A 12,010-nucleotide genomic window follows, 5' to 3' on the forward strand; every position below is an offset into this window, starting at 1 on the left:
TGAATCGATGAAACTGCGCCACCAACTGGTCACCCTCTCCCTCGGGCTGTCACTGCTGCTGATCCTGATCCTGGGGGGCCTGCTCGCCCTCTTCATCCGCCACCTGCTGGAGAGCAACCTGGAGGAGAAGGGGAGCGATCTGGCCCGGGTGCTGGCGGCGGACGGCCGGGTGGTGCAGGCCCTGCAGCAGGGCAGGGATCCCGGCCTGCGGGACTATGTGCAGGGGATCTGCAGCCGCACCGATGCCGCCTACATGGTGGTGACCGACGAGCATGCCCGCCGCCTGAGCCACCCCTCCCCCGAGCTGGTCGGCGCGACCTTCCGTGGCGAGGACATCTGGCCGGCGATCCACGAGCGGCGCAGTTACTGCTCCAGGGACGCGGGCACGCTCGGCCCGGCCATCCGCTGCTTCTCGCCTGTGATAGGGGCGGACGGGCGCGCTATAGGGGCGGTGGCGGTGGGCTACCTGATGCGCACGGTGGAGGGCATCTATCTGGAGCGGATCGCCCTGCTCATCAGCGCCATCGGCGCCGTGCTGGGCTGCGGTCTGCTGCTGGCGTTCTGGTTGCAGCACCGGCTGCGGCGCACCCTGCTGGATCTGGAGCCGGAGACCATAGTCAACCGCTTCGCCCAGCAGGATCTGGTGCTGGAGAGCATCTCGGAGGGGATAGTGGCCCTCGATGGCAACCATCGCATCAAGATGCTCAACAGCGCGGCCTTCTACCAGTTGCGGCTGCCGGGCACCGGTCGCCACGCCCTGTTGGGCCACTCCCTGGCCGAGCTGGCCCCCGGCCTGCTGCCCGCCCTGGAGCAGGAGGGAGGGGTGAACTTCACCGTGCAGGGGGAGGCCTTCGTCGGCCACTGGCAGGAGCTCGGCGGCCGCGAGCCGGGGCGCATGCTGATCTTCAGCCGGCCGGACGGCACCGGCAGCCTCGGCATGCAGGTGACCCACCTGCGCCAGTATGCCGAGATGCTGCGCATTCAGACCCACGAGTTTGCCAACAAGCTGAGCAGCCTCTCCGGCCTGCTGCAGCTCGGTCATGTGGATCAGGCGGTAGAGCTCATCCAGCAGGAGAACGAGGCCTGCCAGACCATGCTGCAGGATCTGCTGCGCTCCATCGAGAACAAGCCGGTGGCCGGTCTCATTCTCGGCAAGTTCAGCCGGGCGCGGGAGCTCGGGGTCGAGCTGGTGCTGGATCCCGGCTCGGCGCTCGGGGAGTACCCGGCCGAGGTGTCGGCGGATCTCATCACCTGCATTGGCAACCTGCTGGACAACGGCATCAGGGCCGCCTGGGCGAACCGCCAGCGGTGCGCCCCCCGGGTGCTCATCTCGGTGGATGACTTCGGGCGTCGGCTGGTGATCGAGGTGGAGGACAGTGGCGAGGGGGTGGACGAGGCGCTGGCGGATCACCTGTTCGACTATGGGGTCAGCCGCCAGACCGGGGATCACGGGGTCGGCCTCTTCCTGGTCAAGAAGACGGTGGCCCGCCGTGGGGGTGTGATAGAATGGCGCCGCACCGCCGAACAGACCACCTTGTTCGGTATCTATTTGAATAAAAACCAATTGGTGTGAGTCATGAAGCCAATCTTCACTCTTGTTATCGAGGACGACGAGCGGATCGGCGCCATCCTGGCCGAGCTTATCTCCTCGACCCCGGGCTACTCCCTGCTGGGGCGGGCCGAGAGCCTGGCCCAGGCCGATCTCATGATGCGTGCCACCGAACCCCAGTTGCTGGTGGTGGACATCTCCCTGCCAGACGGCTCGGGCCTGGAGTGGGTGAACCGGCTGCGCAGCCACAACCGGGAGGTGCTGGTGGTCATGGTGACCGCCTCCTGCGACGTGGAGACCATACAGCAGGCCCTGAATCTCGGGGTGCAGGACTACATCATCAAGCCGCTGCGGCTGTTTCGCATCCAGCAGAGCCTGGACGAGATCCTGACCCTGCATCGCCGTCTGTGCGAGCGCGGCTTGCTGGAGCAGAGCGATCTCGACCGCCTGATGGGCAAGGGGCGCATTCAGCCGAGGGAGGTGCGCGACACCCCCAAGGGCATAGACGCCATCACCTTGCGCCAGGTGCTGGAGCTGCTGGCGGGGGAGCCGGACACCGCCTTCTCCACCGACACGGTGGCGCTGCGGTTGTCGCTTAGTCGCACCACGGCGCGCCGCTACCTGGAGTTTCTGGAGTCCGAAGACAAGCTGGACGTGGATCTCAACTACGGCCAGCGCGGCCGCCCCGAGCGCCGCTACCACTGGCGCCGCAGCAGCTGAGGCCGGCGCAGGCGGATAGCCGTGCAGACAATAAATGCAGCGCAAGCGACGCAGATAAGAAGGGAGCCTGAGGCTCCCTTCTTTCATCTCGCCAGAGCGGCGTTCGCACGCTTATGCCCCTTCGGGCAGAGGGCGGCGAAGCCTTGGCTTGAACTGGGAGATCATGACGCCGGTCAGGATCAGGCCGCCGCCCAGCAGGTGATAGCCGTGGATGGGCTCACCCAGGGAGATGACGGCGATCAGCGCCGTGCACAGGGGCATCAGGTTCATGAACACAGAGGTGCGCTCCGCCCCCAGGCTGGCCAGGCCGCGCATCCAGCAGTAGGCCGCCAGCAGGGAGGAGGCGAGCCCGGCGAACAGCACCAGACCCCAGCCTTCGGCGGGCACCGCCAGGGAGTCCGCACTCAGGGCGACCGGGATCAGCAGCAGCACCGCCAGCAGGATCTGCAGATAGAGGTTGAGCCAGGGGCCGAACGGCAGTTGCCAGCGGCGGATCAGCAGGCCATAGAGCGCATAGCTGGCGGAGCCGAGCAGCATGAGGCCATCCCCCGGATTGATGCCGTCGTGCAGCAGGGCGAGGGGGTTGCCCTTGCCGAGCAGCCAGAGCACCCCGAACAGGGAGAGGCTCATACCGAGCAGCGCCTGCTTGCCCGGGCGCTGGCCGAAGAAGAGGGCGCTCTGCAGCAGGGTCAGCAGCGGGATGAGGGAGCCGATGACCCCCATGTTGGTGGCCGAGGTGCTGTGGGCGGCGTAGTAGGCCAGGCACTGGTAGAGCACCATGCCAAGGGCCGCCAGCACCAGCAGCTTGCCGAGCCAGGGGCGGAGATCGCGCCGGCGGCGCCACAGCAGCGGCAGGCAGAAGGGGGAGAGCGCCAGGGCGGCGATCACCCAGCGGTAGAAGGAGATGGCGGCGGGATCCAGCACACCGGCGGCGGCCTTGGAGACCACGGTATTGGCGGCCCAGATCAGGATGGCGAACAGGGGAAAGAGAAAGGGCATAGGCACTCCTTGATATGATGACGAGAGTCTAGCCTTGTCTTGAACGATGCAAGTAGCGTAAATAAGACATGTCATAACCGCTTTGGGACAATCTTCATGGGCAGCCTCACCCTGGCCGAGCAGGATCGCCTGCTGGCCGACCCCAACCCCCTCTATTTTCGCTACAGCCAGATCCAGGGGGGCAACGCCTGCGCCGAGCACGCCCACCCCTGGGGCCAGCTCAGCCTCATCAGCCTGGGGGTCATGGTGGTGGAGGTCGGGGGAGAGCGGCTGGTGGCGCCGGCCGACTACCTCATCTGGGTGCCGGCCAACCTGCCCCACAGCGCCTTCAACGAGCAGACCCTGGACTACACCTCCATCTACGTGAGCCACGCGCTGGCGCCGCGCCTGCCAAGGGAACCCCAGCTGCTGGCGTTGACTCCCTTGCTGCGTGCCCTGCTGGAGGACTTTACCCAGCGCCGGGTCGGCCATCTGGAAGACGAGTGGGACGCTCGCCAGGGGGAGCTCTTCATCGAGAAGCTGGCCCGCACCCGCTGCCAGCCAAGCTACCTGCCCCAGAGTCGGGACCGCCTGCTGGCACCGCTGCTGGCCGCCCTGCACGCGGCCCCCGAGGACAACCGCACCTTGGCCGAGTGGGCCAGGGTGTTGCACACCACGGAGCGCACCCTGGCGCGGCGCTGCCAGAAGGAGCTCGGCATGAGCCTCGGCCAGTGGCGCACCCGGCTGCGGCTGGTGAAGGCGCTGGACTGGCTGCGGGGGGAGATGCCGGTGCAGGAGATAGCCTGGCGCCTCGGTTACACCTCCACCTCGGCCTTCATCGCCATGTTCCAGCGGGAGCAGGGGTGCGCCCCCCAGCGTTATCGCCAGCAGCTGGGCCAACCTGTGGCCTGAGCTGCATGAAAAAGGGCGCCCGCAGGCGCCCTTGTGGATCACGGGATGGGCTTAGAAGAAGCCGAGGGGGTTGATGTCGTGGCTCACCAGCAGGTTCTTGGTGTTCTGGTAGTGGTCCAGCATCATCTTGTGGGTCTCGCGGCCTATCCCTGACTTCTTGTAGCCGCCGAAGGCCGCGTGGGCCGGGTAGGCGTGGTAGCAGTTGACCCAGACCCGGCCGGCCTGGATGCCGCGCCCCATGCGCCAGGCCAGGTTGCTGTCCCGAGTCCACAGGCCCGCCCCCAGCCCGTACTGGGTATCGTTGGCGATGGCCAGGGCATCCGCCTCGTCCTTGAAGGTGGTGACCCCGAGGGCCGGCCCGAAGATCTCCTCCTGGAACACCCGCATCTTGTTCTGGCCCGAGAAGATGGTGGGCTGGATGTAGAAGCCCCCCTCCAGGCCATTCACAGTGGCCGGGCCGCCGCCGATCAGCATCCTGGCCCCCTCGCCGCGACCGATCTCCATGTAGCTCAGGATCTTGTCGAACTGCTCGCGGGACGCCTGGGCGCCGACCTGGGTGGCGGTGTCCAGGGGGTTGCCCTGCACTATGGTGCGGGCACGGGCCAGCACACGGTCCATAAAGTCGTCATAAATACTTTCTTGCACCAGGGCGCGGGAGGGGCAGGTGCACACTTCCCCCTGGTTGAAGAAGGTCATCAGCATCCCTTCCACCGCCTTGTCGATGTAGCTGCTCTCGTGCTGCATCACATCGGCGAAGTAGATGTTGGGGGACTTGCCGCCCAGCTCCACGGTGGAGGGGATCAGCTTGTCGGCGGCGCAGCGCAGTATATGGGCGCCCACTTCCGTCGAACCGGTGAAGGCAAGCTTCTGGATCCGGTCGCTGGTGGCGAGCGCCTGGCCCGCCTCGGCGCCGAAGCCGTTGACCACGTTGACCACGCCGGGGGGCAGTATGTCCTTGATGAGATCCATCATCAGCATGATGGTGACCGGGGTCTGCTCGGCGGGCTTGAGCACGCTGCAGCAGCCCGCCGCCAGCACCGGGGCCAGCTTCCAGGCCGCCATCAGCAGGGGGAAGTTCCAGGGGATGATCTGGCCGACCACCCCGATGGGCTCCTTGAAGTGGTAGCTGACGGTGTGCTGATCCAGCTCGGCGGCCGAGCCCTCCTGGGCGCGGATGCAGCCGGCGAAGTAGCGGAAGTGATCCACCACCAGCGGCAGGTCGGCGGCCAGGGTCTCGCGCACCGCCTTGCCGTTCTCCCAGGTCTCGGCGACGGCGAGCACCTCGATGTTCTGCTCGATGCGATCGGCGATGCGCAGCAGCAGGTTGCTGCGCTCGGTGACGCTGGTCTTGCTCCAGCTGGCGAACGCCTTGTGGGCGGCGTCCAGCGCCAGCTCGATGTCGGCGGCGTCGGATCTGGCCACCTCGCAGAACACCCGGCCATCCACCGGCGAGACGTTCTCGAAATAGCGGCCGGCGCGCGGCGCCACCCAGTCGCCACCGATGAAGTTGTCGTAACGGGACTTGAAGCTGACCAGGGCACCTGCCTGACCGGGAGCGGTATAAATCATCTCATCATCCTTATGTGTGTGTGGTCCTGACCGGCCTGGCGGGCAGTCCGGTTGCTTCTCCGTATCGCAAGGGCCGTGCCAGAGGGTCTGACCAGAGGGCTAAAAGTTACAAAAACGTTATCAAACGGGGTGTGGCGGCGTATCTTGATTAACCAGTGACCGCGGCGGTGCCGATGAGACTGTGCCGTTTCTGGACAGTGGCCGTGACACTGTGCCCTTTGTGAACAGGAGGCGTGATGAGCGAGTTACCCCAATCTAGCCCCGGCCCTATTCATGTTCTGTATGAGCAGGAGGCGTGATGAGCGAGTTACCTCAATCCAGTCCCAGTCCCAGCCCGATCCAGCGCTCCTGGCAGCGCTGCCTGCATCAGGGCCTGCTCCGTCAGCAGAGCGCCGAGCTGGATTTGTTGCCCCAGGGGGAACTGTCGGCCCGCCAGGAGCAGCACAGAACCCTTATCACCTGCTTCCAGCGCTTCGTGTTGCCGCTGTTTGCCCAGTTGCTGGCGGGCAGGCCCTGTCGCCTGTTGTTGTGTGACGGTGAGGGGGCCATTCTGGCCGCCAGCGGGGACGACGGCTTCGCCCGCCACGCCGAGCGGATCTTCTTGCGCAGCGGCGCCCGCTGGGGGGAGGCGAGCAAGGGCACCAACGCCATCGGCACCGCGCTGGCCGAGCAGAGCGAGGTGCAGGTACTGGGGGCCCAGCACTTCTTCGCCCAGCACAGCTTCCTCAGTTGCAGCGCCTGCCCCCTGCTCGGGCCGGACGGGCAACTGCTCGGCGTGCTCGACATCTCCACCGATGCGGCCCACCACGATGGCGACATGCTGGGCACGGTGCGGCTCCTGGCCATGACGCTCGAGAACGCACTCTTGGCGCGCCAGCCGGGCTGGCTGGTGGATCTCGATCCCCAGAGTCTCTGGTCCGCCCGCCTGCTGCTGGGGGAGGGAGGCGAGCTGCTCGGGGCCAACCGGGCCGGACGGCTCTGGCTAGGCCAGCACCCGTTTGACGGCAAGCAGCTGCTGCGGGATCGGCGCGGATTGCGGCTGGTGCCCGATCCCGTGGTGATTAAAACCGAAACCCAGTCCCTGCCGGCAACGCCGCCCGCCACCGCCGGGGTGCCCCTCAAGATGCTGGAGCGGGGCATCTCCCTGCTCATCGAGGGGGAGACCGGCAGCGGCAAGGAGCACCTGGTGCGTGTCCTGCACCGAGGGTCGAGCCGACGGGACAAGCCCCTGGTGTGCGTCAACTGCGGCGCCCTGCCCGCCGATCTGGTGGAGGCCGAGCTGTTTGGCTACGTGGGCGGGGCCTTCAGCGGCGCCCGCAGCCAGGGCAGCCAGGGTTATCTGCGCGCCGCCCATGGGGGCATCCTGATGCTGGACGAGATCGGCGAGCTGCCGCTCCCGGCCCAGACCCGGCTGCTGCGGGTGCTGCAGGAGCGCACCGTCACCCCGGTGGGCAGCCACAGACCTGAGCCGGTGGACTTCTGGCTGGTGAGCGCCAGCCACCGGGATCTGGCGGCCATGGTGGCGGCCGGTACCTTCCGCGAAGATCTCTACTACCGCATCTGCGGCTGGCGCCAGCAGCTTGCGCCGCTGCGGGCCTGGCCCCAGGGCGAGCGTCTGGGCTTGATTCGGCGCCTGCTCGCCGAGATGGACCTGGCCCTGCAACTGACGCCGCAGGCGGAGCAACAGTTGCTGGCCCATCCGCTGCCCGGCAACGTGCGCCAGCTCAAGCAGGCGCTGGAGGTGGCCTGCGTGCTGGCGGAAGGGCAGGGCTGGATTGACCCCGCCCACCTGCACCTGCCCGAAGTGGCCGCCATGCCGGCTCCCCGGGGTGCCACCACCTTGCGCGAGCAGAGCCGGCTGCGGGTGCAGCAGACCCTGACGGAGTGTGGTGGCAACGTGAGCGAGGCGGCACGCCGCCTCGGCATCAGCCGCACCACCCTCTATCGGGCGCTGCGGGAAGAGGGCTAGGGGGTGTTGCCGTACCGCTTGCTTGTGTAGACTGGGGCTCTGCGATGATTTTTCTTTATTTTTCCATGGCATGGAGCGCTCAGTGGTGAAAGGAATGATGACATCGGGAACCCGCTTCCCCAGGAGCTGGCGTCCGCCTCTTGCGGTGCAATGCCGACAGGATTCAGCCCGGCGGATGACAGGCGACGCCCTGCGCGCGGGCTGAGCCGACCAATGCCCCTGCGCCCACGAGGGCGTGTGTAATAACCTTGGATCTGGATCAGAACGGTGCGGAATTCCAAGGTGTAGAGTAAAAGCTCTTTTTCAGGTGTGATCGCCATGACCCCATCCTATTCCCGCGTGACCAATATGTTGTTCTGGAGCCTGCTGCTCGGCAGCCTGCTGGCCATCCTGGTGTTCGAGTTCGGGCCAGAGCAGCGGCTGGACATACTGGGTCAGGCCAGCATAGCCGCCAGGGCCCAGGATGACCGCGCCCATGGGGGCCAATCGGTCACCAGGCTGATCGCCGGGGGCGACAAGCCGGCCATCGACTGCAAGCTGCGCGCGGGCCACAGCTCCCCCTTCTGTGAGCTGATCCTGACCCTGTCAGCCCCCGAGTGGGGGCTGGATCTCTCCCACTTCAGCGGCGTGCGGGTCAAGCTGAGGGTGGAGGGGGGCGAACCGCAGAGCTGGCGCCTCTATCTGCGCAACTATGATCCCGCCTACTCGATAGCCGGGGACGAGACTTCCCACAAGTTCAACGAGGTACTCTTTCGTCCCGATGATTACGGCCGCATCCAGGACATCCCCCTCAAGGTGTTCGCCCCCAGCTCCTGGTGGGTGCAGCAGTACAAGATACCGCTGGCGCAGCAGGGAACGGATCTGCACCATGTCTATGCCATCGAGCTTGCCACCGACGACAGGATGCAGCCCGGGGACTACAGGTTGATCCTGGATAAGCTGGAGTTCTATGGCCGCTGGGGCAAGCCGGGGGACTTCTACCGCCAGCTGCTGCTGGGCTGGCTGGTATACGGAATACTGCTGTTTCTGACCCAGTACCTGCTGATGGGAGACAAGCTGCGCAAGGCCCGCGAGGCGCGGCTGGCGGCGGAGGCGCTCAGCCAGAGCCTGTGCGAGCAGTACCGCCGCACCGAGGAGGAGGCCCGCTACGATCCCCTGACCGGGGCCCTCAACCGGCTCGGTGGCGAGAAGCTCTTGAGCGAGCTGGGGGAGATGCCGCTCTCCTTCATCTACATCGACATCGATCACTTCAAGGGGGTCAACGACACCCACGGCCACCCCATGGGGGACGAGGTGCTCAAGCACATGGTGAGCGAGCTGCTGCGCCACTGTGACAGCCTGTGCCGCCTGGTGCGCTGGGGGGGAGAGGAGTTCGTGCTGGTCTGCCTGCACCATGAGCAGGCGAGGGCCGAGAGGCTGGCCGAGCGGCTGAGGGGGGCGCTGGAGGCCTACAGGGAGTGGCCCCTGGGACTCAGGATCACCGCCTCCTTCGGAGTGGCGGAGCGGCGCGGGGACTCCCTTGAGCTGACCCTCAAACGGGCGGACGAGGCGCTCTATCAGGCCAAGGAGCGGGGTCGCAACCGGGTCGAGGTGGGCTAGGGCGCAGGCCTGCCAACCGCGCAGTACCTTGCCTTCGCGCAGGTGATTGCGGCTGGAGCACAGGCCTTGCAGCCGTTATGATGCGCCCCGGCCGGGGCTTGGCCCCCTTCACTCATCCATCGAGGAGTATCTCCATGTCACAACACCTGGGCGCCTTGGCCCTGCTGGTGGCCGATTATGACGAGGCCATCGCCTTCTTCACCCAGGGGCTGGGGTTCGCGCTGCTCGAAGACACGCCCCTCGACGAGCCGGGCAAACCGGGCAAGCGCTGGGTGCGGGTCGCTCCGCAAGTCGCTCCCGGTTCTGCCCTGCTGCTGGCCCGTGCGGCCAGCCCCGAACAGCAGGCCGCCATCGGGCGGCAGGGAGGAGGCCGGGTCTTCCTGTTCCTCGAGACCGACGACTTCTGGGGGGATTATCAGCGCATGCAGGCGTACGGTGTCCATTTTTGTGAACAGCCCCGCCAGGAGCCCTACGGCACAGTGGTGGTGTTCGAGGACATCAGTGGCAACCGCTGGGACCTGCTGCAACTCGCTGCTGCCAGTTGAATCTGAAAACGTTTATCATCCGGCCTGTCATAAAGTCATAAAAGTGTCACAGAAAGTTCTAATAATTGGCGCACCCATCTTCACAGAGGAGAGAGAAGGGATATGGCTAAGCGAATTCTGGTGGTCGAGGACGAGGCACCAATCCGCGAGATGCTCTGCTTCGTGCTCGAGCAAAAAGGATATGAGACGGTTGAGGCAGAAGATTATGCCGATGGACTGGCGAAGGTGCGTGAACCTTACCCCGAGCTCATCGTACTGGACTGGATGATGCCAGGTGGCAGCGGCATCCAGTTCATCAAGCAGCTCAAGCAGGACGAGGTGACCCGCCAGATCCCCGTGGTGATGCTGACCGCCCGTGGCGAGGAGGAGGACAAGGTGCGCGGGCTGGAAGCGGGTGCCGACGACTACATCACCAAGCCGTTCTCTCCCAAGGAGCTGACCGCCCGCTTGCACGCCGTGATGCGCCGGGTCTCCCCCACCTCGGTGGACGAGGTGATCGAGGTGCAAGGGCTCAAGCTGGATCCTGTCTCCCACAGGGTCAGCGCCGAGGAGAAGGCGCTGGACATGGGGCCGACCGAGTTCAAGCTGCTGCACTTCTTCATGACCCATCCCGAGCGGGTCTATAGCCGCGAGCAACTGCTGAACAATGTCTGGGGCACCAATGTCTATGTAGAAGACAGGACGGTGGACGTGCACATCCGTCGCCTGCGCAAGGCCATTGAAGAGACCGGGCACGACAGATTGATCCAGACGGTGCGTGGAGCCGGATACCGCTTCTCAACCCGTCTCTAGGGGATAACATGTTGCAACCTTACGCCTGGCGGCGACAGTTGTGGCGAATGGCGTTCTTCTACGCCCCCTTCGTCTTGGTAGGTTGGTTGATAGAACACCTCTCCCTCTGCCTGCTGGTGGCGACCGTGCTGCACCTGGGCTGGCACTACCGCTTCCAGAAGCGGCTGTCGGACTGGCTGTGGCACGATCGCAGCCTGGTGCCGCCCCATGGCAGCGGCAGTTGGGAATACATCTTCAATGGCATCTACAAGTTGCAGCAGCGCCACCGTGCAAGGCGCCGCGAGCTGGCGGGCCTCATCCGCCGGTTTCGGGAAGGGGCTGAGGCCCTGCCCGATGCCGCCGTGGTGTTTCGCACCGACGGCAGCATCCTCTGGTGCAACCGGCTGGCGGAGCAACTGCTCGGCTTTCGCTGGCCCGAGGATGCCGGCCAGCACATCGGCAACCTCATCCGTCACCCCGGTTTCGTCGCCTACCTCGGCAAGGGGCAGTATGACGAGCCGTTCGAGATGAGCTCCCCCATCAACGAGGAGAAGTTTCTCGAGTTTCGCATCATGCCCTATGCCGAGGATCAGGCCATGCTGGTGGTGCGGGACGTGACCCGGCTGCGCAGCCTGGAGAAGACCCGCAAGCACTTCGTCTCCAACGTCTCCCACGAGCTGCGCACCCCGCTCACCGTGCTCAAGGGCTATCTGGAGATGACCGAGGAGCCGCCACCCCCCGCCATGTGGGCCAAGGCGCACAAGGTGATGATGGAGCAGACCATCCGCATGGACAACCTGGTCAATCAGCTGCTCACCCTGTCGCGCATCGAGGCGGCCCCGACCGTGGATCTCTCCCATCTGGTGGACATGCCCGCCATGCTGGGGCTGCTGGAGCAGGAGGCCCGGGCCCTGTCGGGAGAGAGTGCCCATCAGATAGAGTTTCTGGTGCAGTCCAATCTGTTCGTGAAGGGAGACAGGGACCAGCTGCGCAGCGCCGTCTCCAACCTGGTCTACAACGCCATTCACTACACCCCGGCCGGTCGCAAGATCACGGTGGAGTGGCGCAAGCAGGGGGCCATGGCGCTCTTTGTGGTGCAGGACGAGGGGGAGGGGATAGCCCCGGAACACCTGGCGCGGCTCACCGAGCGCTTCTATCGGGTCGACAAGGCCAGATCCCGCCACACCGGCGGCTCAGGCCTTGGCCTCGCCATCGTCAAGCATGCCCTGAGCCATCACGATGCACAGCTCGAGATAGAGAGCCGGGTCGGCCAGGGCAGCCGTTTCAGCTTCCTCATTCCCGGCCGTATGGTGGTGGTTAAATAGTCTTTTTTGACAAAGGGTTAGCAATAAGAAAGGGGGCGGCGAGAGCGGCCCCCTTGGCATTTGTGCCGCGCCC

General features: G+C 65.7%; 10 protein-coding genes. 8 read left to right on the top strand and 2 right to left on the bottom strand.

All coding sequences use genetic code 11. From position 1 onward, the window contains the following. Positions 1-7 precede the first annotated feature (7 nt). Together AC1IN8_RS08635 and AC1IN8_RS08640 are read left to right on the top strand one after the other, a co-directional pair. Complete coding sequence (locus AC1IN8_RS08635) at positions 8-1,573, top strand: sensor histidine kinase (protein ID WP_319913188.1); 1,566 nt, start codon at positions 8-10, stop codon at positions 1,571-1,573. A gap of 3 nt (positions 1,574-1,576) precedes the next feature. After that, positions 1,577-2,269: a response regulator gene (locus AC1IN8_RS08640; RefSeq protein ID WP_005324712.1), complete on the top strand. Its 693-nt coding sequence runs from the start codon at positions 1,577-1,579 to the stop codon at positions 2,267-2,269. 111 nt (positions 2,270-2,380) lie between these two features. On the opposite strand, the gene AC1IN8_RS08645 is transcribed toward AC1IN8_RS08640, so the two are convergent. Next, the gene (locus AC1IN8_RS08645; protein WP_479758627.1) at positions 2,381-3,268 is read right to left on the bottom strand and encodes a DMT family transporter; all 888 of its coding nucleotides are present in this window, start codon (positions 3,266-3,268) and stop codon (positions 2,381-2,383) included. A gap of 96 nt (positions 3,269-3,364) precedes the next feature. Between AC1IN8_RS08645 and AC1IN8_RS08650 the strand changes: the two genes are divergently transcribed. Next, the gene (locus AC1IN8_RS08650; protein ID WP_479758628.1) at positions 3,365-4,159 is read left to right on the top strand and encodes an AraC family transcriptional regulator; all 795 of its coding nucleotides are present in this window, start codon (positions 3,365-3,367) and stop codon (positions 4,157-4,159) included. 51 nt (positions 4,160-4,210) lie between these two features. On the opposite strand, the gene exaC is transcribed toward AC1IN8_RS08650, so the two are convergent. Then, positions 4,211-5,728, bottom strand: a complete 1,518-nt coding sequence (exaC, locus tag AC1IN8_RS08655; protein WP_479758629.1) for an acetaldehyde dehydrogenase ExaC — start codon at positions 5,726-5,728, stop codon at positions 4,211-4,213. 298 nt (positions 5,729-6,026) lie between these two features. Between exaC and AC1IN8_RS08660 the strand changes: the two genes are divergently transcribed. The 5 genes from AC1IN8_RS08660 (at position 6,027) to phoR (ending at position 11,937) form a co-directional block, all read left to right on the top strand. Beyond that, a complete protein-coding gene (locus tag AC1IN8_RS08660; RefSeq protein ID WP_479758630.1) occupies positions 6,027-7,697 on the top strand; it encodes a sigma-54-dependent Fis family transcriptional regulator in 1,671 nt (556 codons plus the stop codon). Positions 7,698-8,015: 318 nt separating this feature from the next. Then, positions 8,016-9,296 carry a GGDEF domain-containing protein gene (locus AC1IN8_RS08665; protein WP_479758631.1) on the top strand — a complete coding sequence of 427 codons (1,281 nt, stop codon included), beginning with the start codon at positions 8,016-8,018 and terminating at the stop codon, positions 9,294-9,296. Between the two features lie 134 nt (positions 9,297-9,430). Beyond that, on the top strand, positions 9,431-9,841 hold the full coding sequence (locus tag AC1IN8_RS08670; RefSeq protein WP_479758632.1) for a VOC family protein: 411 nt from the start codon (positions 9,431-9,433) through the stop codon (positions 9,839-9,841). Between the two features lie 102 nt (positions 9,842-9,943). Further along, the gene (gene phoB, locus AC1IN8_RS08675) at positions 9,944-10,633 is read left to right on the top strand and encodes a phosphate regulon transcriptional regulator PhoB (RefSeq protein WP_041206225.1); all 690 of its coding nucleotides are present in this window, start codon (positions 9,944-9,946) and stop codon (positions 10,631-10,633) included. An 8-nt stretch (positions 10,634-10,641) separates the two neighbouring features. Beyond that, positions 10,642-11,937: a phosphate regulon sensor histidine kinase PhoR gene (phoR, locus tag AC1IN8_RS08680; protein WP_139438164.1), complete on the top strand. Its 1,296-nt coding sequence runs from the start codon at positions 10,642-10,644 to the stop codon at positions 11,935-11,937. Positions 11,938-12,010: the final 73 nt, after the last annotated feature.

This window comes from Aeromonas sp. 130281, assembly GCF_056642115.1.

Coding starts and splice junctions, on each gene's coding strand:
- AC1IN8_RS08635 (WP_319913188.1), top strand. CDS start 8: ATGAAACTGCGCCACCAACTGGTCACCCTCTCCCTCGGGCTGTCACTG.
- AC1IN8_RS08640 (WP_005324712.1), top strand. CDS start 1,577: ATGAAGCCAATCTTCACTCTTGTTATCGAGGACGACGAGCGGATCGGC.
- AC1IN8_RS08645 (WP_479758627.1), bottom strand. CDS start 3,268: ATGCCCTTTCTCTTTCCCCTGTTCGCCATCCTGATCTGGGCCGCCAAT.
- AC1IN8_RS08650 (WP_479758628.1), top strand. CDS start 3,365: ATGGGCAGCCTCACCCTGGCCGAGCAGGATCGCCTGCTGGCCGACCCC.
- exaC (WP_479758629.1), bottom strand. CDS start 5,728: ATGATTTATACCGCTCCCGGTCAGGCAGGTGCCCTGGTCAGCTTCAAG.
- AC1IN8_RS08660 (WP_479758630.1), top strand. CDS start 6,027: ATGAGCGAGTTACCTCAATCCAGTCCCAGTCCCAGCCCGATCCAGCGC.
- AC1IN8_RS08665 (WP_479758631.1), top strand. CDS start 8,016: ATGACCCCATCCTATTCCCGCGTGACCAATATGTTGTTCTGGAGCCTG.
- AC1IN8_RS08670 (WP_479758632.1), top strand. CDS start 9,431: ATGTCACAACACCTGGGCGCCTTGGCCCTGCTGGTGGCCGATTATGAC.
- phoB (WP_041206225.1), top strand. CDS start 9,944: ATGGCTAAGCGAATTCTGGTGGTCGAGGACGAGGCACCAATCCGCGAG.
- phoR (WP_139438164.1), top strand. CDS start 10,642: ATGTTGCAACCTTACGCCTGGCGGCGACAGTTGTGGCGAATGGCGTTC.